This is a genomic window from Phyllobacterium sp. UNC302MFCol5.2, assembly GCF_000686005.1.
Classification (GTDB): domain Bacteria; phylum Pseudomonadota; class Alphaproteobacteria; order Rhizobiales; family Rhizobiaceae; genus Phyllobacterium; species Phyllobacterium pellucidum.
Genome location: NZ_JMLL01000010.1, coordinates 1,060,342 through 1,085,256, shown reverse-complemented (window position 1 = coordinate 1,085,256; position 24,915 = coordinate 1,060,342). Strand labels below are relative to the sequence as shown.

At 59.2% G+C, this 24,915-nt stretch carries 18 protein-coding genes and 1 pseudogene; 11 read left to right on the top strand and 8 right to left on the bottom strand.

The window, feature by feature from the left end; translation table 11 throughout:
- Positions 1-40: 40 nt before the first annotated feature.
- The 6 genes from BR48_RS24085 to BR48_RS0107165 form a co-directional block, all read right to left on the bottom strand.
- Positions 41-2,323 carry a hypothetical protein gene (locus BR48_RS24085; protein WP_197030334.1) on the bottom strand — a complete coding sequence of 761 codons (2,283 nt, stop codon included), beginning with the start codon at positions 2,321-2,323 and terminating at the stop codon, positions 41-43.
- Positions 2,324-2,464: 141 nt separating this feature from the next.
- Positions 2,465-3,304 carry a hypothetical protein gene (locus tag BR48_RS0107185; protein WP_027230666.1) on the bottom strand — a complete coding sequence of 280 codons (840 nt, stop codon included), beginning with the start codon at positions 3,302-3,304 and terminating at the stop codon, positions 2,465-2,467.
- On the bottom strand, positions 3,301-4,713 hold the full coding sequence (locus tag BR48_RS0107180; RefSeq protein WP_027230665.1) for an alpha/beta hydrolase: 1,413 nt from the start codon (positions 4,711-4,713) through the stop codon (positions 3,301-3,303). The genes BR48_RS0107185 and BR48_RS0107180 overlap by 4 nt, the downstream gene beginning before the upstream one ends.
- A 134-nt stretch (positions 4,714-4,847) precedes the next feature.
- Positions 4,848-7,037, bottom strand: a complete 2,190-nt coding sequence (locus tag BR48_RS0107175) for a hypothetical protein (protein ID WP_027230664.1) — start codon at positions 7,035-7,037, stop codon at positions 4,848-4,850.
- A gap of 221 nt (positions 7,038-7,258) precedes the next feature.
- The gene (locus tag BR48_RS0107170; RefSeq protein ID WP_027230663.1) at positions 7,259-7,624 is read right to left on the bottom strand and encodes a hypothetical protein; all 366 of its coding nucleotides are present in this window, start codon (positions 7,622-7,624) and stop codon (positions 7,259-7,261) included.
- Between the two features lie 112 nt (positions 7,625-7,736).
- The gene (locus BR48_RS0107165) at positions 7,737-8,306 is read right to left on the bottom strand and encodes a DUF2239 family protein (RefSeq protein WP_027230662.1); all 570 of its coding nucleotides are present in this window, start codon (positions 8,304-8,306) and stop codon (positions 7,737-7,739) included.
- Between the two features lie 141 nt (positions 8,307-8,447).
- On the opposite strand from BR48_RS0107165, the gene lepA reads away from it, so the two are divergent.
- Positions 8,448-10,256, top strand: a complete 1,809-nt coding sequence (gene lepA, locus BR48_RS0107160) for a translation elongation factor 4 (RefSeq protein WP_027230661.1) — start codon at positions 8,448-8,450, stop codon at positions 10,254-10,256.
- 308 nt (positions 10,257-10,564) lie between these two features.
- On the opposite strand, the gene BR48_RS0107150 is transcribed toward lepA, so the two are convergent.
- The gene (locus tag BR48_RS0107150; protein ID WP_244532736.1) at positions 10,565-11,047 is read right to left on the bottom strand and encodes a hypothetical protein; all 483 of its coding nucleotides are present in this window, start codon (positions 11,045-11,047) and stop codon (positions 10,565-10,567) included.
- Between the two features lie 227 nt (positions 11,048-11,274).
- Between BR48_RS0107150 and BR48_RS26620 the strand changes: the two are divergent.
- From BR48_RS26620 to BR48_RS0107100, 10 genes and pseudogenes are all read left to right on the top strand, one after another.
- Positions 11,275-11,547 (top strand): annotated as a pseudogene (locus BR48_RS26620) (SelT/SelW/SelH family protein); the annotation flags it as partial.
- A gap of 164 nt (positions 11,548-11,711) precedes the next feature.
- Positions 11,712-12,668 carry a sugar-binding transcriptional regulator gene (locus tag BR48_RS0107140; protein WP_027230659.1) on the top strand — a complete coding sequence of 319 codons (957 nt, stop codon included), beginning with the start codon at positions 11,712-11,714 and terminating at the stop codon, positions 12,666-12,668.
- Positions 12,669-12,789: 121 nt separating this feature from the next.
- A complete protein-coding gene (locus BR48_RS0107135) occupies positions 12,790-14,109 on the top strand; it encodes a sugar ABC transporter substrate-binding protein (RefSeq protein ID WP_027230658.1) in 1,320 nt (439 codons plus the stop codon).
- A 98-nt stretch (positions 14,110-14,207) separates the two neighbouring features.
- A complete protein-coding gene (locus BR48_RS0107130) occupies positions 14,208-15,080 on the top strand; it encodes a sugar ABC transporter permease (protein WP_027230657.1) in 873 nt (290 codons plus the stop codon).
- Positions 15,081-15,084: 4 nt separating this feature from the next.
- On the top strand, positions 15,085-15,915 hold the full coding sequence (locus BR48_RS0107125; protein WP_027230656.1) for a carbohydrate ABC transporter permease: 831 nt from the start codon (positions 15,085-15,087) through the stop codon (positions 15,913-15,915).
- A gap of 18 nt (positions 15,916-15,933) precedes the next feature.
- A complete protein-coding gene (locus BR48_RS0107120; protein ID WP_027230655.1) occupies positions 15,934-16,935 on the top strand; it encodes an ABC transporter ATP-binding protein in 1,002 nt (333 codons plus the stop codon).
- Positions 16,936-16,950: 15 nt separating this feature from the next.
- On the top strand, positions 16,951-17,727 hold the full coding sequence (locus BR48_RS0107115) for an L-iditol 2-dehydrogenase (protein ID WP_027230654.1): 777 nt from the start codon (positions 16,951-16,953) through the stop codon (positions 17,725-17,727).
- Between the two features lie 55 nt (positions 17,728-17,782).
- The gene (locus BR48_RS0107110; protein ID WP_027230653.1) at positions 17,783-19,261 is read left to right on the top strand and encodes a mannitol dehydrogenase family protein; all 1,479 of its coding nucleotides are present in this window, start codon (positions 17,783-17,785) and stop codon (positions 19,259-19,261) included.
- Position 19,262: 1 nt separating this feature from the next.
- Positions 19,263-19,949 (top strand): HAD family hydrolase, encoded by a 687-nt coding sequence (locus tag BR48_RS0107105; RefSeq protein WP_027230652.1) that lies wholly within the window; start codon positions 19,263-19,265, stop codon positions 19,947-19,949.
- The gene (locus BR48_RS0107100) at positions 19,946-21,529 is read left to right on the top strand and encodes an FGGY-family carbohydrate kinase (protein WP_175498907.1); all 1,584 of its coding nucleotides are present in this window, start codon (positions 19,946-19,948) and stop codon (positions 21,527-21,529) included. The genes BR48_RS0107105 and BR48_RS0107100 overlap by 4 nt, the downstream gene beginning before the upstream one ends.
- A gap of 27 nt (positions 21,530-21,556) precedes the next feature.
- Here the strand turns inward: BR48_RS0107100 and polA are convergent, their stop codons facing one another.
- Complete coding sequence (gene polA / locus BR48_RS0107095; RefSeq protein ID WP_027230650.1) at positions 21,557-24,508, bottom strand: DNA polymerase I; 2,952 nt, start codon at positions 24,506-24,508, stop codon at positions 21,557-21,559.
- Between the last annotated feature and the right edge of the window lie 407 nt (positions 24,509-24,915).

Below are 24,915 nucleotides of genomic sequence, written 5' to 3'. Positions count from 1 at the left end.
TGGTCAGTCCCGCCGCACCTATGCGGCGGGACTGTATTTGTCATTTACCAGCAAGGGTTGGGGTAAACGTCCCTTCGATCGGCGAACCGTCGGTTGCAGCTGTCGCCGGCTTGTCCCGCCCTAGATTTTGCAGTTCGATATCGGTGATAGCCACCTTCCCCCATTCTTTGGGGAAGGCGAGCTTCAATTCCTTCAGGTTGGTCGTGTCGATGCCGTCAAAGGCTTTCAGCGGAATGGCAACCATGCTGAGCACATTGACGAACGTATCACCGATCAGTGGCATGTCATCCGGATTGTCGACCATGGGGCGTCCATCGCCTTTCGGACGCGGAAAGTTGTAGAGCGCATCGGTGAACTCGCTCGCGGTAACTGTCGCGGATTTGCCCTTACCGTCGGTAAGTGTGACCAGTACCTCCTGACCTACTGGCTGAGCAACCGCTATTCGGAACGTTAGCGAATCGAAGCCCTCCGCCGAAATTCCGGCGAGGTCGTTTGTTATCGTCGGTCCGTCTTTGGTCCAGGCCAATTCGACATGATCGGCCAGCGACTTGATATCGCCGAAACCGTCGAGGAGTGGCAGCTCCCACTTTGCGGTGTCGCCACCGCTCGGCATACCGTACCGCTGCGTCTTATCGAAGCTACCAAAGGTGACGGCCCCCCCAAGCTTGTTCTGTGTCATGCTGCCTGTGTCATCGAAACGTTGGATCAGCTTGCTGCGGGCTGCATCCTTCTGCACGGTCAACACGATCCGCTCGTCACAACTCGCCTTGCCAAATGGACACGCCGGTTTGGGTAGCTGAGCAAGACCGTTCCAATAGGAGGCGAATTTCTGCTCGCCGCCGACGTGGTAGCGCATGAACGAATTGATGATGAAAAGACCGCCGCGACGCTGTTCTTCGGCATTGAGATAAGATCGCGTGAACTTGCAGGTATTTTGGATACTATCCCGTGCCGACCATACCGTGTTGTAGAAGTTGTGATTGGCACCCCGGTGTAGGATCTGGTAGCGCGGCGTTGTATCATCTAACGGCCCAAAGCGATTGTGGTCGAATGCCCTTGCCCCCTGCAGGTTGGACACGTCGCCATCGCAAGACGGCAGAAGACTGGCGAGTGGGACGTGGTCGAGGCCAGTCACGCCGGCAAAGTCGGTAGGGGCCAGCATGAATGCTGCCTTGAAGTCGTAGGACGACGCTTCGCTGCCTTGGGCATTGAAGATGTTGTATTTCGTGACAGCCGCAGCGAACTTCGCATCATCTATTGTGGCAGGTTTGCCAGTGGCGGCTGGTATGATGGCGGCGGCGAGATCTGGGTAGGAAGTGGCGTAGCTGTTGGGCTTCGCCAGCAACGCGCTTTTTAAGTCGGCGTCCTTCACGCCGCGGCGAGTCTTGTTAAAAACGATGGTGTTGGCAACGGCTTGGCCGCCACGCGAATGCCCCATGATGCCGACGCGGGTGAAATCGAGCTTGCCCTTGAGCGGATCGAGCTTGCCGCTGTTGCCACCGAGATCGATTTGCCCAAATCCGTCGATCTGGCGCATGCGATCAAGCGTGCCGAGTATGAGCTGCGCCCGTGATTGGCTCGACTTGTCGTTAGGATTAATGGCGTTGGCATCAATCGAAAGCACCACATAGCCGTGCTCGGCCAGATCCTTTGCCAAATAGTCATAGCCCTGGTAGCTCGGATCTGCATTATTATGGTTGCCGTGTTCGAAGATGACGACCGGATATTTGTCTGGCGCGGCGACGGCAGGATCGATTGTGTTTTCCGGGTAACGCACCCAGCCCTTGATCGGCGTTATGATAGTGATGGGTGACGTAAACGCAACTGAATCGTCGCTCATCTGTGCTACCAGATTGCCGAGATCGTAGGCATACGCGGTCGATGACTTGAACCCTGCACCGCCGTTCTCGTCGGGTGCAATCTCGGTGAAGCGGGTGACTGCCTTGGCGATTGGGGCCGCCTCGCCTTCTGATCTCTGCGGGGCGATCGCTGTCGCCTCCCCGCCCGATGTCTGCGGGGGCGTATTGTCGGTGCCGGGCACCGCCGCAACTGTGCCGGTGACCGGTTCCTGTGGCAGGTTCGAGGCTTGGAGAGCCGGCGTCTCGAATGTCGTTGCTTGGGGTTGCCGCGGTTTGTCATCGCCCCCGTCGCAGCCTGCTAAAGCGGCAAGCAGCACGCCAAACAGGCACGCGCGAGGTGCATGAAGTTTTATTCGCTGGATCATTGAGAACTCCTGATAGCAATCTGTGCAATCGCCGATTGAAAAAGCTAAAACATCAATGTTTCCCGTGCGTGGCTGCGCAAAATTCTGCAGCCGGCTCACGAGCCTACATCGATTGTCCAGCAATTTCCGTGCCAGATAGCCAAGATTCAGGATGTCTTCGAGCAGCGGCGCCGGTTCACGCCAGCGCGTCCGGCCAGCCGAGGGAGAGCCTCCCGCGCCCATGGCGCGGGAGGCCTCATGCTAGTTCTGCGCTGTTGTCGCTGGTTTCGGCGCGCGGCCGAAGTTCTGCAGCTCGATATCGTTGATCGCCAATCCGCCCTTCTCGCGGGGCATTTCCAGCTGAAGCGCGCTGAGCTTGGTCGTATCGATATCCTTGAAGGCGCTGAGCGGGATCGCAACCATATTCATGGCACGGTAGATCGAGCTCATCTCCGGCATCAGATCAGCCGGGTTGTCGACCATGGGGATCATACCAGCCTTGGGCCGGGGGATATCGTAAAGCGCATCCGTGTAGTCGCTCGCTGTGACGGTGGCTGTCTTACCATTGCTGTCGGTGAGCGACACCAGGATTTCCTGGCCCACCGTCTCCGTCACCGCAACGCGAAAGGTGAGATAATCCATGCCGGCGGTGGAAAGGTTTTTCAGGTCGGTGGTCAGCTTCGCCCCAGGCGCATTCCAGGAAACTTGAAGCAGTTCGGTTGCTGAGCCGATGTACTCGAAGTTCGTTAGTGCCTTGGGCAGGCAGCCGCCTTTTCTGTAGTACCATTGCTCCATCGAAAGTGGGCACAGTGCTGTCTTGTCGAAGCCGGTCATGACGAAGGCGCCGCCGACGCGGTTAGTCTTGGCCTCCTCGGGTGTTTTCTGGTCGAAACGCTGGATTACCACCCGGTCCTTTGCGCTCTTCTGAATGCTGAGCACGATGCTCTCATCGCACGTGCCCTGTCCCGCAGGGCAATTGGCTGAAGGGAACCTTGCCAGGCCATTCCAGTAGTTTGCGAATTTTTGTTCGCCGCCAACGTGATAGCGCATGTAGGAATTGATGATGAAATGGGCGGCTCGGCGCTGCTCTTTCTCGTTCAATAATATGTGGTTCTCGGCGCACCCGACCTTAATGTGTCACGCTCGCGCCATTCCGTGCTGAAGAAATTGTGGTTGGCGCCGCGCATCCATAGTTGATAGTGCGAGGATGGGTCCTTATCGACGCTATAGCGATTGCGGTCGAAGAAGGCGAGGCCGGACAACGATTGCACGTCGCCGTCGCAACTGCCGACGAGCGTTGCGAACGGCACATCGCTTATGCCCATGAGCGGTAACGTCTGAGTCGGCGCGAGAAGAAAGGCTCCCTTGAATTTATAGGGCGGCGCATCGCCGGCAACAAAACCGATACCGTATTTCTTGGCGGCTGCTTGCAGTTTCGCCTCATCGACCGTCGCAGTCGCTTTGCCATCTGCGTTCGTGGTGGTTGTTGTCGCCGCAAAGATGTCCGGATAGTTGACCATCTCGTGGAAATAGCCGGTATAACTAAAATTGATCAGGCTTGCGCGGGCTTCAGCGACATAATTTTTAAGATCGGTAAAAGTGGTGCCTTTCCGTGCCACATTCTGCAGGAGCGTCGTACCGATCGCCATGCCACCGCGCGAATGGCCCATGATGCCGAGACGGTCAAAGTCGAGCTTGCCCTTCAGCACGTTGAGAATGCCGGGATTACCATAACCATCGACCTGGCCGGTCTCGTTGACCTGCCGCAGCTTGTCAAGCGTCGCAAGCATGAGCTGTGCCCGCCCGCGATTGGCGCCGTCCATGCCAGTTTGCATCGACATGTTGATCGTATCGGCATCGATCGAAACGACGACATAACCTTGGGTAACGAGGTCCTTGCCTAGATAGTCGTAACCGAGGTGGCTGACGTCGCCATTGTGCTGGCCGTGCAAGAAGACGATAAGTGGATATTTGGCACCATCGCCCTTCACCACTTCCTCAGGATAGCGGATGCTGCCGCGGATCGGCGCGATTAGTCCGAAGGGAATGCCCTTGCGTTTGGCAAGTTCATACTCTGGGTCTTTTGCTTCCATCGAATCAGCCGGCTGGACAAAAACCCTGCCGACTTCATAGGTGAACAGCAGGGACGACTTGTATTTTCCGGTATCGAATGTGTCTGGCGCGACCGAGAGGAAACGCGCCGTTGCTGTATCGGCTGCCGATAGTACGGGTGGCACGACGGGCAGTGGTTTATCAATCAACTCGGGCAATTGCGCGGCCGGAACCGGGGCGACAGTCCCAACGACGGGCCCTGTCGCCGGAGGTTGTTCCGTGGGGTTTGCCGCGACATTTGGCTGAGCAATCTCGGGCTGCTGTGCCAACTGGTTGGCGGCCGTGCCGAATGTCGATGTGGGCTCTTCGGGCCCTCTGTCGTCGCAAGCGGTGACAGCGGCAAGAAGTGCGCCGAAAAGGCATGCACGGCTTGCGCGTGGGTTCATCCATTGCATCATTTTCAAATACTCCTTGGTCAGCGAGGCGACCCGCGGCGGCGGATCGGTCGCCCTTCAAAATTTGCTAAATCAAATGATTTCCACCCGCCGGCGGCCAAAAGACCCGGCCGCAAGGTCGGGTCCTTTCGTCGGCATCAATTACGCGCAATCGTATCGGTGAAGCGGCCAAAGTTCTGCAGTTCGATCTCGCCGAGCGCGATGCGACCGACTTCCTTCGGTAAAACCAATTCGAGCTTGCTTAAATTGGTTGTATCGATCCCTTTGAATGCACGAAGCGGAATGGCGATCATGTGCAGATTTTCCTTATAGCCAAACATGGTCGAAGGCATGTCGAGCGGGTCGATGATCATCGGCCGGCCATCGCCCTTCGGGCGTGGTGTCTGATAGAGCACATCGGTGAAGTCGCTAGCCTCAACGGTGGCGGATTTGCCCTTGCCGTCGGTCAGGGTGACGAGAATCTCCTGGCCGATCGCGAGATCGTGCACGAGCGCCGCACGGAAGGTCAGATAGTCCCTACCGGCAGTGGAAAGCCCCTTGAGCTCGGTTGTTATGGTTGCATTCTTGTCCCACCAGAACAACTGGTACCTATCGGACGCCGTCTGGAGGTTGTCGAACAGCTTCGGCATCCAGCTATAGCAACCTTCCGGGGCCATCGGGCATTGGACGGCTTGTGTGAAGCCCTTGAGCGAGAAGGCGCCGCCAAGCTGGTTTACCGTTGCCGCGGCCGGCGTCTCGTAGCGTTGAATCAGCGTCGTGTTGCCCGCATCCTTCTGTATGGTCAAGAGCACGCGCTCGTCGCACGTGCCCTTGCCGCCTGGACAGGCCGAAGGCGGAAGCTGGGCCTGGCCGTTCCAATAGGGAGCGAAGGCTTTTTCGCCGCCGACAAACAGGCGCATGAAGGAACCTATGATGAAGCGCGCATTGTTGCGCTGATCGTCCCCGTTGAGAGCGAGTCTAGGCCCGAGGACCGGGTGGTTGCAGACCGTGGCCGCCGCCGGCTCGGGTTTCTGTATCGTGTTGTAGGCGCCGCTGTTCGCGCCGCGGATGAAAAGCTGGAAGTGCGGTGACGCGTCCTCGGCGGGCCCGAAACGGCTGCGGTCAAAGATGGGACCACCGGCGAGGTTCCCTGCCCCGGTGTTGATGCCGAGGGCAGCTTTGTCGCAACCGGCAACGACGACGGCCCAGGGCATACCCGTCAACCCGGTAACGGCTTTGCGGTCCGAAGGTGCCAGCATGAGGGCGGCCTTGATATTGTGAGGTGCCGCTTCTCCGGTGCCCGCAGCGTAAGATATGTTGAGTCGCTTGATGATGTCCTTGAACTTGGCATCGTCGATGACAGCCGGGTCTCCGGAAACAGTGTTGGCGAGTTCGCTGAAAGGCTCAGTGGTATACTTCAGGACTGAACTTGCGTCCGCCAGAAGCGCAGCCTTCAGTCGGCCCTCGGTCGCCCCCAGGCGCGTTTTGTTGAAATTGATTGCGTTGGCCACCGCTGCACCGCCGCGGCCATGGCCCACGAGGCCGATACGCTCAAGATCAAGCTTGCCTTTCAGCACATTGAGCACGCCAGGGCTATTGGTAGAATCGCGGTCTCCCTTTTCATTGACGAAGCGTAGCTTGTCGAGCGTCGCCATCACCAGCTGTGCCCGAGCGACGCCGGTCTTGTCGTATTCGGATTGTAAGTTGTTGCCAGAAAACTCTGTCCAGCTGTTGATCTCCTCGGCATCGATCGAAAAGACCACATAGCCCTGGGAAACGAAGTCGGAGACCAGGTAATCGAACCCCTGATGATGATTCTTGATCACCTTCTTCGCGTCGGTCGTATCGGTGTCGTGCACGAGGATGATGACCGGATATTTGGCACCGTCCTCGTTCTTGATCTCATCGGGGTATCGCACGGACCCGCGAATAGGCGTGAGCATCGTGCTAACGCCCTTCAGCTTGCTGCCCGGATAATCTTCCGGCGTGGTGACGAGGTTGCCGAGGTTGTAGTAGAACATTAATGACGGGGTGTATTTCCCGGCCGTAATATCCGGCGCAACCGATGCGAAGCGCGTTATCTTCTCGTCGCTTTCGGGCGTGAGAGTAGGCGTCGGCTCGATGGGTGTGACGCTCGGCACCTCGGCTGTGGACCCGCTTGGCGCGATAGGTTCGGTCAACGGGGTAGAATCGGGCTTGGCGGAGTCGATCTTTGCCGCAAAGGTGGATTCTGGCGGCAATTGCGCATCGTTGCTGCTTTCCTTGTTGCAGCCGGCTAGGGCGGTCGTGGCGAGCAGCACGCCGATGAGGCATGCCCGTGTCACTTCCAATTTCATCCATTGGATCATCTGGAAAACTCCTGATTAGGCAGTCGGGTACATGAGGGCGACTACCCTTGGAAAACAATAAAATCGGTATGAGCCGAATAAATTATTCGGATAATAAATTTTGTTCGTTCAATCGAAACTCTTGGTCTTTCATTTGATTACTAATGCGCGGCGCTTTTACCCCAGATGAAAAAGCAGGGTCAATACTACAAATCCGCATCGAATCTAAATTCATCAAAATGTTACATAAGTTTGCTATTGGTAGAGTGGGCTAATTTGGTCATTCGAATGCTCATGCAGTCAGCTGTCAGCCGTGCTCGCACATCTGCCAGTCCTGCTGCTGCTGGATCAGTGAGTCGATTAAAGTTAGCCGAGTAAATATCAAGCTTCGCGCGGTGAGTTCCGGCCATCGCGGTCAGGGTCGCCATCTTGCCGGTGCTTGCCGTGAGCGTAACGAACGCCTCCTGGCCCATCGGGCGCACGACAACAATTCGGAATGTGAGCGCATCGTAATCCTTCCCGGTGAGATCGGTTGTGATCGTAGCACCTGGCTTCGACCACGCCAGTGGAACATGGTCGGTGATTGATCGCAGTCCCACTGGATCCATCTGCGCGGAACTCGGAGCCTCCCAGTCGCTTGGGTGTGCAAGGTTATCGCAATTTTCGTGCCAGTTGAGCGAACAATCACCTGGTCGCTGATGGGTTGGCTTGCGCCACCGATCAGGCCGGGAAATCAGTCCGGTCAAAAGCTGCATCGCTCAGGCGCCGCGCATGGTTGCGCACGTCTTGCGGCCAGGACTCCGTGTGCTCGGCGAAACGCGGGTAGTCACCGGCATACAGCGCGCGTGCTGCTTCCTCATAGTGTGGAAGATCCCCGGCCATCGCCATCATGAAACGGTCGGCGGCTTCCTGTGCCTGCCGCTTGCGCTCGCGCGCCGAGGTCGTGTTGCGCGCGGCGTCGACGAGCTTGCGCAGCGTAACCGATGCGCCACCAGGCTGGCGTGCGAGCCATTCCCATTGCCGGGGCAGGAGTGTCACTTCCCGCGCAGTAACGCCGAGCTTCGGCCGGCCGGGTCCGCGCTGCGCGGTGGGATCGAGCCGCGCGACGATCTCCGCCTCGGTCCCCGAGACGTCGAAGTCTACCTGCCGGCCCGTGGAGTCCTCGAAGATCAGGATGGCGGCGCCGTCGCTGCCTGCGTCCCTTGCCTTCAGCGCAACTTCGGTCGCTGTGCCGCTGGCGATTTTCTCCACGCCCTTGAAGGCTGTGTATGTTTCTTGCGCGTTTTCCATGATTGTTTCCTTGTTCGATGGCTGCTTTTACCCGGGTAAAATAGCGTCGTCAATATACCCGGGTAAAATTATCTGCGCTGAACCATGCCGCCGTGCCGCCGCGCCCTTCCAAATCGGCGGGAAATGCTCTATGTGGCGCTCATGACCACACCACTTGATCACATTCGCAATTTCTCCATCGTCGCCCATATCGACCATGGCAAATCCACTCTTGCCGACCGCCTGATCCAATCGACTGGCGGGCTCGATCTGCGCGACATGAAGGAGCAGGTGCTCGACTCGATGGATATCGAGCGCGAGCGCGGCATTACCATCAAGGCTCAGACCGTACGGCTCAATTACAAGGCAAAGAACGGCGAGGACTATGTCCTCAACCTCATCGATACGCCCGGCCACGTCGATTTTGCCTATGAGGTGTCGCGGTCGCTTTCGGCCTGCGAGGGCTCGCTGCTCGTCGTCGATGCCAGTCAGGGCGTCGAGGCGCAGACGCTCGCCAATGTCTACCAGGCCATCGACAACAATCACGAAATCGTCGTGGTGTTGAATAAGGTCGACCTGCCGGCCGCCGAGCCCGAGCGCATCCGCGAGCAGGTTGAGGAAGTCATCGGCATCGACGCAAGCCAGGCGGTGCTAATCTCGGCCAAGACCGGCCTCGGCATTCCGGATGTGCTTGAAGCCATCGTCAACCAGCTGCCGCCGCCACGCGAGGGCGACCGCAACAAGCCGCTGAAGGCGATGCTGGTCGATAGCTGGTATGACGCCTATCTCGGCGTCATCGTTCTCGTGCGCATCATCGACGGCGTGCTGAAAAAGGGCCAGACCATCCGCATGATGGGAACGGACGCCAGATATCCCGTGGAGCGCACCGGCGTGTTCACGCCGAAGATGCTGGCTGTCGATGAACTCGGCCCCGGCGAATTCGGCTTCATCACCGCTTCGATCAAGGAAGTCGCCGATACGCGCGTCGGCGATACGATCACCGAGGACAAGCGCCCGACCGCCGAGATCCTGCCCGGCTTCAAACCGGCGCAGCCGGTCGTCTTCTGCGGCCTGTTCCCGGTTGATGCGGCGGACTTCGAGGATCTGCGCGCCGCCATGGGCAAGCTGCGCCTCAACGACGCTTCGTTCTCCTTCGAAATGGAAAGCTCGGCAGCGCTCGGCTTCGGCTTCCGCTGCGGTTTCCTCGGGCTGCTCCACCTCGAAATCATCCAGGAGCGGCTGGAGCGGGAGTTCAATCTCGATCTCATCGCCACGGCGCCGAGCGTCGTCTACAAGCTCAACATGACCGACGGCACGCAGCGCGAACTGCATAATCCCGCCGATATGCCGGAAGTGATGAAGATCGCCTCCATCGAGGAGCCGTGGATCCGCGCGACGATCCTGACGCCGGATGATTATCTCGGCGCGATCCTCAAGCTCTGCCAGGACCGGCGCGGCATCCAGATCGATCTGAACTATGTCGGCAAGCGCGCCATGGTCACCTACGACCTGCCGCTCAACGAAGTGGTGTTCGACTTCTACGATCGCTTGAAGTCGATCTCTAAGGGCTATGCCTCGTTCGATTATCACCTGTCTGACTATCGCGAGGGCAATCTCGTCAAGATGTCGGTGCTCGTGAATGCCGAGCCGGTCGATGCGCTGTCGATGATGGTGCACCGTTCGGCGGCCGAAAAGCGCGGCCGCGACCTTTGCGAGAAGCTGAAGGACCTCATCCCAAAGCACATGTTCAAGATCCCGATTCAGGCGGCAATTGGAGGCACGGTCATCGCGCGCGAGACCATCTCGGCGCTGCGCAAGGACGTGACCGCCAAGTGCTATGGCGGCGACGTGACGCGCAAGCGCAAGCTTCTGGAAAAGCAGAAGGAAGGCAAGAAGCGCATGCGCCAGTTCGGCAAGGTGGAGATTCCGCAGGAAGCCTTCATCCAGGCGCTGAAGATGAGCGACAACTGAGCAAGGTGAGCGACAGCGCCAGCCGCAATTTCGGAACGGCGCTACGGCAAGCCCGCCATGTCGCAGCGGTTGGGCTCATCTTCGCCGCGCTTTCCGCCTGTACGACAGTAAATAACGTTGCTCCCCCACCCGCGCCGGTCATCCAAGGCGACCGCCCCGAACCTCCGACACCCGGCATCAAGCCTCTGACTGTGGAACAGGAAGAGCAAGTGAGCGGCAGTTGAGGTTTTGCTCCAAGCCGGCCGAAGTGCGGGCTTGGGAGGATGTCCGCGACTTCGGTCAGGCTCGGCGTAAAACGCGGCACGGTTTCAGCCGCGCTTTGTGAACTCCATCAGCCAGTTGGTTTCCCAGGTCTCGCCGCCATCCTTGGAAAAGGCCTGGGCCCAGAGCGGCTTTTCGGGCGACGGGGTCCAAAGGAAGCGGACGCGAACCGGCACGCCGTCATCCGTGTCGTCACCGTAAAAGATACCCTTGCCGCAATCGAAATGGCCGATAACCGGCGGAAACAGGCAATTGCTGCGGCTGTCGGCCCAATGCAGCGACCAGGAACCATCGCGCGGGTTGAAGAGGCGCAGCGTCAGGCCGGCAAATCCCTTCTCCGGAATATCCATCTCGTCGATATTGGCGGTGTCCTGCAGGAGTTTGCGGACGCGCGATGTCGCCGGGAACTCATCCCATTCATCCGAGCCGACAAATCGATGTTTGAGCCGCTGGTTGCGGATGTTCCAGTCGCCGATGAGGAAATCGAAATCAGTGGCACTGCCGATTGTCTCGGGCCTCGCGTCCATCATCGTTTCCTCCCGCTTATTGTGTCCTCAAACAGAAATATAACGCAGGCCTCCTGACAACCTCCTGTCAGGAGGTGGCGGGAAGAACGGGATTGAGAATTGCGGGAGGGATTACGTGTAGGGGCGGCTAGACGGACACGATGGCGAGGGCACTGATAAGCCTCAGGCATTCGGATGCCCTTTTCATGCTCCTGCTTCCAATAGGAAAGGAAAGTGATATCTAAAGAAGCATGACGTCAAAACCGCGCATTACCATTCGATATTGTACGCAGTGCAATTGGCTCCTGCGTTCCGCCTGGATGGCACAGGAACTCCTGTCGACCTTCGGTGCCGATCTTGGTGAGGTGGCGCTTGTTCCAGGAACCGGTGGCATTTTCGAGATCCAGGTCGATGCCGAAAGCATCTGGGAGCGCAAGCGCGATGGCGGCTTCCCCGAGGCGAAAGTCCTGAAGCAGCGCGTGCGCGACATCGTCTGGCCCGAGCGTGATCTCGGTCATTCAGATGGGCATCCACGGGCCCCCGCCAGCGACGAGCACAGCGAGGAGCTTAAGGGCGGGGCAAAGACCACCCCCGCCAGCGACGAGCACAGCGAGGAGCTTAAGGGCGGGGCAGAGACCATCCCCGCCAGCGACGAGCACAGTGAGGACCTTAAGGGCGGGGGCAGTCAATGAGTAAGCCGGAGGTTACCACAACGCGGCTCGACGATGCGGCCCGTGCAGGCTGGCTCTACTATGTGGCCGGCAATACGCAGGATGAGATCGCAGCCAAGCTCGGCATTTCGCGCCAGTCGGCGCAGCGCATGGTCTCGCTCGCCGTCTCGGAAGGTCTCGTAAAGGTAAGGCTTGACCATCCGATTGCGCGCTGCCTCGACCTCGGCGCGCAACTGCGCGAGCGTTTCGGCCTGAAGATGACGGAGGTTGTGCCGACCGATCCGGGCTCGACTTCGACGACACTCGGTGTCGCCGATGCGGCCGCAGCCGAAATGACGCGCTGGCTGAGATCGGAAAGGCCGATCGTGCTCGGCATCGGCACCGGACGCACGCTCAAGGCGGCGATCGAGCAGCTGTCGCCGATCGAATGCCCGCAACACAAGGTAGTATCGCTGACCGGCAATATTTCGCCGGATGGCTCGGCGGCCTATTACAACGTCATTTTCAATATTGCCGACAAGATCAAGGCGCGGTCCTTCCCGATGCCGCTCCCGGTCATCGCCTCTTCTCCGGAGGAGCGCGAACTTCTGCACGCGCAGGCGATGATCCGTCCGGTGCTGGAACTTGCCGCCATGGCCAATGTGGCGTTTCTCGGCATCGGTGATCTTGGCTATGAGGCGCCGCTTTTTGTCGACGGCTTCATTTCGCGCGAGGAACTCGACGCCCTGCGCCGCGCTGGAGGCGTCTGCGAGATCATCGGCCGCGCCTTCGACCGTAATGGATCGCCCATTGCCGGGCTGACGAACGAGCGCGTGGCCAGCGCGCCGATCCCTTCTTGCGAGACCGCCATGGTCATCGCCACCGCCATGGGCGCGCGCAAGATGCAAGGAATTTCGGCGGCCATAAAAGGCAAGCTTATCAATGGTTTGATTACCGACGAGCAAACTGCGGAAATGCTTCTCGGCGAAAAGTAAATATCACCCTGTTTGGTCTTATGTTGCAACGCAGCGACGAATTGCGCTTGACTTGTTTTGCCATTGTGTGAGTATTTGCCCAACAAGCTAGCAAATGCTCATAACATTCGGGAGGAATGAAATGTTAACGAGAACGCTTCTGCTCGGCGCTGCATCGGTGCTCGCCATGGCGAGTTTCGCGCACGCGGAAACCACGCTGACCATCGCCACCGTCAACAATGGCGACATGGTCCGCATGCAGAAATTGACCGACGACTTTTCCAAGAAAAATCCGGATATCAAGCTCGAGTGGGTAACGCTCGAGGAAAACGTGCTGCGCCAGCGTGTGACGACCGATATCGCCACCAAGGGCGGCCAGTACGACATCCTGACCATCGGTACTTACGAGGTGCCTATCTGGGCGAAGCAGAAGTGGCTGCTACCGCTTGATGGACTCGGCCAAGCGTATGATGCGGACGACTTGCTGCCTGCGATCAAGGATGCGGTCTCGGTCGACGGCAAACTCTATGCCTCGCCGTTCTATGGTGAGAGCGCCATGGTCATGTACCGCAAGGATCTCGCCGAAAAGGCGGGCGTCACCATTCCTGAAAAGCCGACCTGGGACCAGATCGCCGAAGCCGCCAAGAAGATGACGGACAAGTCCACCGAGACTTACGGCATCTGCCTGCGCGGCAAGGCGGGCTGGGGTGAGAACATGGCGCTTTTGACCGCCATGGCCAATTCCTTCGGCGCGCGCTGGTTTGACGAAAAGTGGCAGCCACAGTTCGATCAGCCGGAATGGAAAAAGGCGCTTACCTTCTATGTCGACCTGATGAAGGAAGCCGGACCTCCCGGAGCATCCTCCAACGGGTTCAATGAAAACCTTGCACTGTTCCAGACCGGCAAGTGCGGCATCTGGATCGACGCCACGGTTGCTGCGTCCTTCGTGACCAATCCGAAGGACTCGAAGGTCGCCGACAAGGTAGGTTATGCGCTGTTCCCCACCGGTGACGCGGGGCCTGACAATCACGGCAACTGGCTCTGGGCCTGGAATCTCGGCATTCCGGCCGGCACCCAGAAAGCGGAAGCCGCGCAGAAATTCGTCTCCTGGGCGACCGACAAGGCGTATACGGAACTCGTCGCCAGCAAGGAAGGCTGGGCCAACGTTCCTCCGGGCACGCGCAAGTCGCTCTATGCCAACCCGGAATATGAAAAGGCGGCGCCATTTGCCAAGATCACACTCGACGCTATGAATGCGGCAAATACAAGCAAGCCGTCCGTCAAGCCTGTGCCCTATACGGGCGGGCAGTTCGTAGCTATCCCTGAATTCCAGGGTATCGGTACGGCCGTGGGCCAGCAGTTCTCGGCAGCGCTTGCCGGCTCCGTCAAGGTCGATCAGGCACTGACGAGCGCCCAGCAGCTCACCACCCGCGAAATGACCAAGGGCGGCTATATCAAATAGGGATCCTCCTGGCCTCGGACGGTTCGCTGACGCAAATGTCTGCGAGCCGCCCGAGCCTCCTTTGCTTCTCGTAACGGCAAACGCATCGGAACCTGACCATGGCCACGCACCAGACGCGCGCAACTGCCCGTATCATGATGTCACCGGCTGTCATCCTGCTGTTTCTCTGGATGATCGTGCCGCTTGTCATGACGCTGTATTTCTCGTTCCTGCGCTACAATCTTCTCATGCCGGGAACTGAGGAATTCGTCGGTTTCCTCAATTACAAATACTTTCTGACCGACCCTTCATTCTTCACGGCGCTCGGCAATACGCTCACCCTTGTCGGCGGCACACTGCTCATCACGGTTATCGGCGGGATCCTTCTCGCATTGGTGCTCGATCAGCCGTTTTTCGGCCAGGGCATCGTGCGGCTTCTCGTCATCGCGCCGTTCTTCGTCATGCCCACCGTCTCGGCGCTCGTGTGGAAGAACATGCTGATGCATCCGGTCAATGGGCTCTTTGCCTGGATCGCCCGATCGTTCGGCTTTCAGCCCATCGACTGGTTCGCTGAAGTCCCGCTATTTTCGATCATTCTCATCGTCGCCTGGCAGTGGCTGCCATTTGCGACGCTTATCCTTCTGACCGCACTGCAATCGCTCGATGGCGAGCAGATCGAAGCGGCGGAAATGGATGGCGCCGGCGCCTTGTCGCGCTTCTTCTATCTGGTACTGCCGCACATGTCGCGTGCGATCACCGTGGTGATCCTCATCCAAACGATCTTCCTTTTGAGCGTCTTTGCCGAAATCCTCGTCACGACCAATGGCGGACCGGGCATCCAGACGACCAACATTACCTACCTGATCTACGCGCAGGCACTGCTGCAGTTCGACGTCGGCGGCGCTTCGGCAGGCGGTATCGTCGCGGTGATCCTCGCCAATATCGTCGCCTTCTTCCTCATTCGCCTCATCGGCAAGAACCTCGAGAGGTAAGATCATGGCCAGAGCAATCTCGACACGCCGCAAACTGACCTTCTCCATTCTTGGCTGGGCGATCGGACTTCTGATCTTCTTCCCGATCCTGTGGACGTTCCTGACAAGCTTCAAGACCGAGGGCACCGCCATTGCAACGCCCCCGCAGTTCTTGTTCTTCGACTGGACGCTCGAGAACTATCACGAGGTGCAGGCGCGCTCCAATTACATGAAGCATGTGACCAATTCGATCGTGATATCGGTGGGTTCGACCCTGATCGGCCTCGCGCTTGCCATACCGGCCGCCTGGGCCATGGCGTTTTCGCCGACAAAGCGCACCAAGGACGTCCTGATGTGGATGCTGTCCACAAAGATGATGCCGCCGGTCGGCGTTCTGGTGCCGCTCTACCTGATCTTCCGCGATTGGGGCCTGCTCGATACGCGGCTTGGTCTTGTTGCGGTCCTGACCATGATCAACCTGCCGATCATCGTCTGGATGCTCTACACTTATTTCAAGGAAATCCCCGGGGAGATCCTTGAAGCGGCGCGGATGGACGGCGCATCGCTTATGAAGGAAATCGTCTATGTGCTGACACCCATGGCGGTGCCCGGCATTGCCTCGACCATGCTGCTCAATATCATTCTCGCATGGAACGAGGCGTTCTGGACGCTCAATCTCTCCGCCGCGAATGCTGCGCCGCTTACAGCATTCATTGCGTCCTATTCCAGTCCCGAAGGCTTGTTCTGGGCGAAGCTGTCGGCTGCATCCACAATGGCGATCGCCCCCATTCTGATCATGGGCTGGTTCTCGCAAAAGCAATTGGTACGCGGCCTGACATTCGGCGCGGTGAAATAAGATTTCAGGGAGGACATGATGGGAAGCATCACACTGCAGAAAGTATCGAAGTCGTTTGGAACGACATCGGTCATTCCGGAAATCGACCTGGATATCAATGATGGCGAGTTTGTCGTCTTCGTCGGGCCGTCAGGCTGCGGAAAGTCCACGCTGCTGCGCATGATCGCCGGCCTCGAGGACTTGAGCGGCGGGCGCATCGTCATCGACGGCAAGGACATGTCCAACGAAGCGCCGGCCAAGCGCGGGCTATCCATGGTGTTCCAGTCCTATGCGCTTTACCCGCATATGAGCGTTTACGGCAACATCGCTTTTCCGCTCAAGATGGACGGACAGGACAAGGCCGCGATCGACAAGAAGGTTCGCGACGCGGCGAACATTCTTAACCTCACCAACTATCTCGATCGCCGGCCGGGCCAGCTCTCGGGCGGCCAGCGCCAGCGCGTCGCCATTGGCCGCGCGATCGTGCGCCAGCCCAAGGCGTTCCTTTTTGACGAACCTCTGTCGAACCTCGACGCGGCACTTCGCGGCAACATGCGCCTCGAAATCAGCGACCTGCATCATCAGCTGAAGACGACGATGATCTATGTGACGCATGACCAGATCGAGGCGATGACCATGGCCGACAAGATCGTGGTGCTCAATGCCGGCCGGATCGAGCAGGTGGGGTCGCCGCTCGAACTCTACCGGAATCCGCGCAACCTGTTCGTCGCCGGCTTCATCGGCTCGCCGCGCATGAACTTCATTGAAGGCGCACATGCCGCGACGCTGAATGCCGCGACGGTGGGCATACGTCCCGAACATATGCGTATCTCGACGACCGAAGGCACATGGCCGGGTACTGTTGGCGTCACCGAGCATCTCGGCTCCGACACCTTGATTCATGTCCAGTCCGACGGGATCGGCAAGATCACTGTACGGACCGACGGCGATTTTCCGGTCGAGCACGGGCAGAAGGTCTTCATCACGCCTGAGGAGCGTCGCGTCCATCGTTTCGATGCGAACGGACAGGCCATCCAGTAACCAAGAGCAATTCCAATGAACAGACTGCAAGGAAAGACAGCATTCATCACCGGGTCAGCCCGCGGCATCGGCCGATCATTCGCCGAAGCCTATCTGCGCGAGGGCGCGGCTCATGTGGTTATCGCCGATATCGATCTCGACCGGGCCAGGCAGACGGCAAGCGAGCTTGGTGAACGTGCCCATGCCGTTCGCCTCGACGTAACCGACCAGGCTTCGATTGACGCCGCCGTCAAGGAGGCCGTCGACAAGTTCGGCGGGATCGACGTGCTTATCAACAATGCTGCGCTTTTCGACCTGGCCCCGATCATCGACATAACGCGCCAAAGCTATGACAAGCTGTTTGCCGTCAATTTTGCCGGCACGCTGTTCACCTTGCAGGCTGTCGCCAGGGCGATGATCGCACGCGGCAAGGGCGGCAAGATCATCAACATGGCGAGCCAAGCCGGCCGACGCGGCGAGCCGCTCGTTGCGATCTACTGTGCGACGAAGGCTGCGGTGATCAGCCTGACGCAATCTGCCGGGCTCAACCTTATCGAGCATGGCATCAATGTGAACGCCATTGCGCCCGGCGTTGTCGACGGCGAGCATTGGGACGGTGTCGATGCTCTGTTCGCAAAATATGAAAACCGCCCGCGCGGCGAAAAAAAGAAGCTCGTTGGTGAGGCGGTGCCCTATGGGCGCATGGGCACTGCCGACGATCTGACAGGAATGGCGATATTTCTTGCCAGCAGCGAGAGCGATTACATCGTTGCCCAGACCTATAATGTCGATGGCGGCAACTGGATGAGCTGATCTTCCCGGCGCTGATTTGCCGGCCCAAATGACACAAGAAGAGGGGTTAAGCCCGATGACTGTTAAACTCTCGCAAGCAGCGCTCAAGCAGATGCCGCAGAATGTTGGCGTTCCGCGCTATGACCCGGCCAATCTGAAGGCAGGTATCGTTCATTTCGGCATCGGCAATTTCCATCGCGCACACCAGGCGGTCTACCTTGACGAGTTGTTCAATGGCGGTTCGGACCACGAATGGGCCATCGTCGGCGCGGGCGTTCTTCCTTCAGACGAAACCATGCGCGAGAAGCTTTCCGACCAGGATTGGCTGACGACCGTTGTCGAGCAGGATAGTGGCCACCGAATCGCCCATATCACGGCATCGATGATCGACTATCTTGAACCGGCTGATACCGAAGCCACGATTTCGCGCCTCGCGGACCCGACGATCCGCATCGTGTCGATGACGATCACCGAAGGCGGCTATTTCATCGATCCGGCCTCGGGCGTGTTCAATCCCAAACATCCCGCGATCGTGGCGGATGCGGCGAATATCAAGAGCCCCAAGACTGTCTTCGGCCTTATTCTTGCCGGGTTGATGCGGCGTCGCGACGAGGGCACCGAGCCCTTCACCGTCATGTCCTGTGACAATATTCCGGGCAACGGTCATGTGACCAGCGATGCGGTGAGCGGACTTGCAGCTCTGATCGATCCGGGCCTTGCGAAGTGGGTCAAGGACAATGTGGCTTTCCCGAACAGCATGGTCGACCGCATCACTCCGGCAACCACCGACCGCGAGCGCCAGATGCTGGCGACGGATTTCGGCGTGGAGGATAATTGGCCTGTGTTCTGCGAGCCGTTCAAGCAATGGGTACTCGAAGATCACTTCCCCACCGGCCGCCCGGCACTCGAAAAGGTCGGGGTTACCTTCGTCAAGGATGTGGCGCCGTATGAGCTCATGAAAATACGCATCCTCAATGGCGGTCACGCGGCAATCGCCTATCCAGCCGCATTGATGGACATTCATTTCGTCCACGAAGCCATGGAGGAGCCACTGATCCGTGATTTCCTCACCAAGCTCGAGCGCGATGAGATCATTCCCGTCCTGCCGCCGGTACCCGGCATGCCGTTCGACGAGTATTTCGACCTGATCGTCCGGCGCTTCTCCAATCCCAAGATCGGCGATACGATCCAACGCCTTTGCCAGGATGGTTCCAACCGGCAGCCGAAATTCATCCTGCCGACCACCGCCGACCGGTTGAAGGCCGGCAAAAGCATCACCGGGCTTGCGCTGGTTTCAGCGCTCTGGTGCCGTTTTTGCGCGGGTACCACCGACACGGGCAAGCCGACGAATTATCTTGATGCCAGCGCCGAGCGGCTGAAAGTTGAGGCGCTCAAGGCAAAGGACGACCCCAAGGCGTTCCTCGCAATGAGCGACATTTTCGGCGAGGTCGGGACCGCTCCGATTTTCGTTGAAACATTTACCCGCCACCTGCGCACACTCTGGGACAAGGGCACGCGCGAAACGCTGACGCTCTATCTCCAGGGCAAGCTTTGAGATGGCCAAGCCCGCACTCGTCATCTTCGATTGCGATGGAGTGCTCGTCGACAGCGAGCCCATTTCCATCGCGGTCCTGCTCGATATGATCGCCAAGAGCGGCACGACCTTGTCCGAGGACGATGCTTATGACCGCTTCCTCGGGCGCAGCATGACGACGATCAGCAAGATCCTGCACGAGGATTACGGCTTTGCCGCGAGCGATGCCGATCTCGATGAAATGCGGGCGAATCTCTTTGCGCGATTCAAGCGCGACCTCAAGCCTATCCCCGGGATAGCCGAGACGTTGCGGGTACTCGACATACCGCGTTGCGTCGCGTCGTCGAGCCAGCCCGACCGGATCCGCCTGTCGCTGCAACTGACCGGGCTGATCGATTTGCTTGACCCCCATATTTTCAGCGCAACCATGGTGAAGCATGGCAAGCCTGCGCCCGACCTCTTTCTCCTCGCCGCACGCACAATGAAGGCTGATCCGGAAGATTGCGTGGTGGTGGAAGACAGTCCCGCCGGCATCGAGGCTGCAAAAAGTGCCGGAATGCGAGTCTTCGCCTTCACCGGCGGCACGCACTCGCGCGGGGGCCGGCTGGAGGCGGCACTTGCGTCTCTCGGCCCAGACCGTATATTCAACGACATGTTGCAATTGCCCGGCTTGCTCGCCTCGCAGGAAGCCACACCGAAAGTTCGTTGATGCCGAAATTCGTCTGTGCGGTCGATGTTGGTACCGGAAGCGCCCGCGCGGGTATTCTTGACGTAAACGGCAATCTGCTCGGGCGTGTCGAACATCCGATCCTGATGAACCGGCCTGTTGGCGACCATGCCGAGCACGATTCGGAAGACATCTGGAAATCGGTGTGCATCGCCGTCCAGGGCGCCATCGTGCAGTCGGGTGTCAGCCCCTCGGACATCGCCGGCATAAGCTTCGACGCAACCTGCTCGCTCGTGGTCCGCGACGCGGACGGTGCTCCGCTCACGGTATCGACATCGGGCGAAAACCGCTGGGATACGATCGTCTGGCTCGATCACAGGGCACTCGCGGAGGCTGATGAATGCACCGCAAGCCGCCACAAGGTGCTGGAACACCTGGGCGGCGTCATGTCGCCAGAGATGGAGACGCCGAAGCTGATGTGGCTTAAGCGGCACCTTCCGGAAACATGGAAGCAAGCTGGCTACTTTTTCGACCTTGCCGACTATCTGACGTGGAAGGCAACAGGCTCGCTCGCGCGTTCCCAATGTACGCTGACCTGCAAGTGGGCCTATCTGGCACATGAGGAGCCGGGCTGGCAGCCGGACTTTTTCGAGGCCATGGGTATTGCCGACATGCTCGAGCGCGGCAGCCTGCCGAAGCGCGCGAGCCCCGTCGGGTCCGATGTCGGCGCCTTGACGCAACATGCCGCCGATGCGCTCGGACTAACGACGCAATGTCACGTCGGGGCGGGGTTGATCGATGCTTACGCGGGCGCGCTTGGTGTTCTTGCCGGGTTCGCCGGCGACCTGTCGCAGATCGACCGCCACCTTGCGCTGATTGCCGGGACCTCGAGTTGCCTCATGGCGCTGTCGCCGGAGCCGATCTCTTTCAGCGGCGGATGGGGCCCCTATTACGGCGTCGCCTTGCCGGATTGCTGGCTGAGCGAGGGCGGACAATCCGTAGCGGGCGCGCTGCTCGACCACATGATCCGTTGGCATGGCGCCGTCGGCGAGCCGAATGCCGCGCTTCACAAGAAGATAACAGACCGTGTCATGGAACTGCGTGCGGGCGAAGGCCTGGATCTTGCGGGACGCTTGCACGTGCTCCCGGACTTCCATGGAAATCGTTCGCCGCTTGCCGATCCGCATGCGGTGGGCGTCATCAGCGGCCTGACGCTCGACACCTCCTTCGACAGTCTTTGCCGGCTGTACTGGCGCACCTGCGTCGCAATCGCCCTTGGAGTGCGCCATATCCTCGATGCGCTGAACGACAAGGGCTATGCGATCGACACGATGCATGTCACCGGCGGCCACATCAAGAACCCGCTGCTCATGGAGCTATATGCGGATGCCACCGGTTGCACGGTCGTGACATCCGCTGCCGAGGATGCGGTGCTGCTTGGCACAGCGATGGTCGCCGCCACGGCGGCTGGCCTTTACCCGGATCTGCCCTCGGCGTGCCTCGCCATGAAGCAAGGCGGCCGCGAACGGCAACCAAATCCAGATGCGCGCCCGCGTTTCGACCGCGACTACCGCATTTTCCTCGAAATGCACGCGCAACGGCGCGTACTTGATTCGCTCTAGCGCAATTCTTTCCAGGCAAGCACGGCTCTAATGTGCTTCATCCCAATTGTGCGCCGCGCGCGCATCGACCTTGAGCGGCACGGATAGCGAGACGGCAGGCATTGCCGCATTCTCCATCACATCGCGGATCACCGGTATCGTCGCCTCGACCTCCGCTTCCGCGGTTTCGAAGATCAGTTCGTCGTGCACCTGCAGCAGCATCCGCGCTGAAAGCTTGGCTTCGTCAAGGGCGGATTCCATCCGCACCATGGCGCGGCGGATGATATCGGCAGCCGATCCCTGTATCGGCGCATTAATGGCGGCGCGCTCGTTGAAGGCGCGGTGCTGCGGATTCGACGAGCGGATTTCGGGGTAATGCGCGCGGCGTCCGAAGATCGTCTCCACATAGCCGTATTGGCGTGCAAAGGCCTTGGTGGATTCCATATAGTCCCTGATTCCGGGAAATCGCTCGAAATAGGTGCGGATATATTGGCCGGCTTCCTCGCGCGGGATCGACAACTGGTTGGCAAGACCAAACGCGGAAATGCCGTAGATGATGCCGAAATTGATCGCCTTGGCGCGGCGGCGCACTTCCGCCGGCATGTCCTTGACCGGAACGCCGAACATTTCCGAGGCGGTCATTGCGTGGATGTCGATACCATCCGCAAAAGCCTGAGTAAGCTGCGGAATTTCCGCAACATGTGCGAGCACGCGTAGTTCGATCTGGCTGTAGTCGGCTGAAATCAGCTTGTTGCCGGGCTCTGCAATGAAGGCGGTGCGGATCTTGCGGCCTTCAGCCGTCCGCACCGGAATATTCTGCAGGTTCGGCTCGGATGAGGAGAGGCGGCCAGTCGATGTCGCGGCAAGCGCATAGGATGTGTGGACGCGCCTGGTGTGCGGATGGATATAACCGGGGAGGGCGTCCGTATAGGTCGATTTGAGTTTCGTCAGCTGGCGCCAATCGACGATCTTGCGGGGGAGTTCGTGGCCTTCCGCAGCCAGTTCCTCGAGCAATTGCGCCGTAGTTGACCATTGGCCGGTCTTGGTCTTGGTGCCGCCGGGAAGGCCCATCTTGCCGAAGAGGATATCGCCCATCTGCTTGGGTGAGCCGATATTGATCCGCTCGCCTGCGAGCTTGTAGATATCGTCTTCGATCGCCGCGGCCGTCTGGGCAAAATCGCCGGAGAGGCGGGAAAGGATTTGCCGGTCGACCGAAATGCCGCGCTCTTCCATGCGTGCAAGCACGGGAATGAGCGGCCGCTCCAGACGTTCGTAGACCGAAGCGATGCTGTCGGCCGCAAGGCGCGGCTTCAAAAGACGCCATAGCCTTAAGGTGACATCGGCATCCTCGCCTGCATATTCGGCGGCGCGCTCGATCGGCACCTTGTCGAATGTAACCGATGACTTACCAGAGCCGATCAGCTCCTTGTAGGCCATGGGCTTGTGACCGAGCCAGCGATCGCACAGCGCATCCATCGAATGGCTGCCCTCGCCAGCGTCGAGCACGTAGGAAATAAGCATCGTGTCGTCGAGCGGGTGAAGGTCGATGCCATGGCGATGCATAATCAGCCATTCATATTTCATGCCGTGCGCGATCTTCAGCACCGAACGGTCTTCGAGGAGTGGCTTCAGCCTGGCAAACACCTCCTGCTCGGGTATCTGCCGCTCGACCAGTCCGCCGCCAAGAAGATCGCCGTCGCCGGATTTATGGTTGATCGGTATATAGGCGGCCCGGCCCGGACGTGTGGCCAATGAAATGCCCACGACATCGGCCTGCATGGGATCCGGCGAATTCGTTTCCGTATCGAAGGCGATGATGCCGGAGGTCATGGCCTCGTCGATCCACACCTGCAAGGTCGCGACATCGCGGATCGTAACATAGGCGCTCCTGTCGAAGCGCGCCGCAAGCGCCTCGTCGGTGCGCGACTTGACCAGGTCAGCCGGCGTTGCCGTGAAATTCTCCGTACCCGACCGCGCCGTGGGCGATGCCGCCGACGGCGACTTGATCTCCACAGGCTCGAAATCTCCAGCCTCGACGTCGAGATCCGGGCCATGGGCTTCGGCAACCGCTTCGATTTTCAATTGGGCGGGGGCAATCGAGCTGGCGTCCACGCCAGTCGCTTCCGCGGCGCGGCGCGTCAGCGCGTTGAATTCCATCGCCTTGAGGAAAGCGATGAGTTTCTTTCCGTCCTGCGGCTCGAGGCCGAATTCCTCAAGTCCTACCTCGACGGGCGTGTCCTTTTTCAGCGTGACGAGCTGGCGCGAAATGCGCGCCTGCTCGGCGTGCTCGATGATGTTTTCGCGGCGCTTCTGCTGCTTGATGTCCCCCGCGCGCGCCAACAGCGTATCGAGATCGCCGAACTCTTCCAGCAGTTGCGCGGCCGTCTTTGGCCCAATGCCTGGTATGCCCGGCACATTGTCGGTCGAATCGCCGGTCAGCGCCTGGAGGTCGATCATTTTCTCCGGTGGCACGCCCCACTTTTCGACAACGTCCGGGATGCCGATCTGCTTGTCCTTCATGCTGTCATACATCGACACGTTCGGCGTCACGAGCTGCATCAGATCCTTGTCCGACGAAATGATGGTGACTTCGGCGCCGGCTTCCTCGGCCATGCGCGCATAGGTGGCGATGAGGTCGTCGGCCTCGTAGCCGTTCATCTCGATGCAGGGCAGGTTGAAAGCCTTGGTCGCCTGGCGGATGAGACCGAACTGCGGAATGAGGTCCTCCGGCGGCGCCGAACGGTTGGCCTTGTATTCCGGATAGATCTCCTTGCGGAAGGTGTGCGAGGAATAGTCGAAGATGACAGCAAAATGTGTCGGGGTATCGCGCACCGACGTGTCGCGCGCCTCTCGCAACAGCTTCCACAACATGTTGCAGAAGCCCGCTACCGCGCCAACGGGAAGGCCGTCGGATTTGCGCGTCAGGGGAGGGAGAGCATGATAGGCCCGGAAGATGTAGCCGGAGCCGTCGACGAGGAAGAGATGATCACCTTTTTTCATGGGCGATAGGATTAAATGATGATCCTCGAAAATGGAATGACATGGCGATTTCTTTCAACGAATGTTCCGGAGGCACCTGACGCATCCTGACAGGAGTGCAGTTGTTCCCACAGCCAGCAAGGGCTTCCATCGGGGGCCTGAGCCGGCTCACCAGACCATCACACGTTTGTTACAAAGATGTAATCTTCCGTGCCCTTGAATTGCCACGGTTTGCCTCCCAAATTCAGGGTGTCGACGTTAGATCGATGTCCGGATTTAAGGCTCGTCCCCCGCCTGACCCCGGACTGCGGGCCAACCTCATCCCCCTCTCCAGGGTTGACCGCAAATGAGTGTAGTGATCTGGTCGCCTGTGGTCCCCCCGCCACGGCGACCATTTCTTTTTGGCCTTCTGGATGGCCAGTTTTTTG

Bases quoted from the DNA above. Each gene is read 5' to 3' on its own strand.
- BR48_RS0107130 (WP_027230657.1), top strand. From the start codon at position 14,208: ATGGCCACGCACCAGACGCGCGCAACTGCCCGTATCATGATGTCACCG.
- polA (WP_027230650.1), bottom strand. From the start codon at position 24,508: ATGAAAAAAGGTGATCATCTCTTCCTCGTCGACGGCTCCGGCTACATC.
- BR48_RS0107110 (WP_027230653.1), top strand. From the start codon at position 17,783: ATGACTGTTAAACTCTCGCAAGCAGCGCTCAAGCAGATGCCGCAGAAT.
- BR48_RS0107115 (WP_027230654.1), top strand. From the start codon at position 16,951: ATGAACAGACTGCAAGGAAAGACAGCATTCATCACCGGGTCAGCCCGC.
- BR48_RS0107125 (WP_027230656.1), top strand. From the start codon at position 15,085: ATGGCCAGAGCAATCTCGACACGCCGCAAACTGACCTTCTCCATTCTT.
- BR48_RS0107135 (WP_027230658.1), top strand. From the start codon at position 12,790: ATGTTAACGAGAACGCTTCTGCTCGGCGCTGCATCGGTGCTCGCCATG.
- lepA (WP_027230661.1), top strand. From the start codon at position 8,448: ATGACCACACCACTTGATCACATTCGCAATTTCTCCATCGTCGCCCAT.
- BR48_RS0107170 (WP_027230663.1), bottom strand. From the start codon at position 7,624: ATGGATCCAGTGGGACTGCGATCAATCACCGACCATGTTCCACTGGCG.
- BR48_RS0107105 (WP_027230652.1), top strand. From the start codon at position 19,263: ATGGCCAAGCCCGCACTCGTCATCTTCGATTGCGATGGAGTGCTCGTC.
- BR48_RS0107120 (WP_027230655.1), top strand. From the start codon at position 15,934: ATGGGAAGCATCACACTGCAGAAAGTATCGAAGTCGTTTGGAACGACA.
- BR48_RS0107140 (WP_027230659.1), top strand. From the start codon at position 11,712: ATGAGTAAGCCGGAGGTTACCACAACGCGGCTCGACGATGCGGCCCGT.
- BR48_RS0107180 (WP_027230665.1), bottom strand. From the start codon at position 4,713: ATGATGCAATGGATGAACCCACGCGCAAGCCGTGCATGCCTTTTCGGC.
- BR48_RS0107150 (WP_244532736.1), bottom strand. From the start codon at position 11,047: ATGATGGACGCGAGGCCCGAGACAATCGGCAGTGCCACTGATTTCGAT.
- BR48_RS0107165 (WP_027230662.1), bottom strand. From the start codon at position 8,306: ATGGAAAACGCGCAAGAAACATACACAGCCTTCAAGGGCGTGGAGAAA.
- BR48_RS0107175 (WP_027230664.1), bottom strand. From the start codon at position 7,037: ATGATCCAATGGATGAAATTGGAAGTGACACGGGCATGCCTCATCGGC.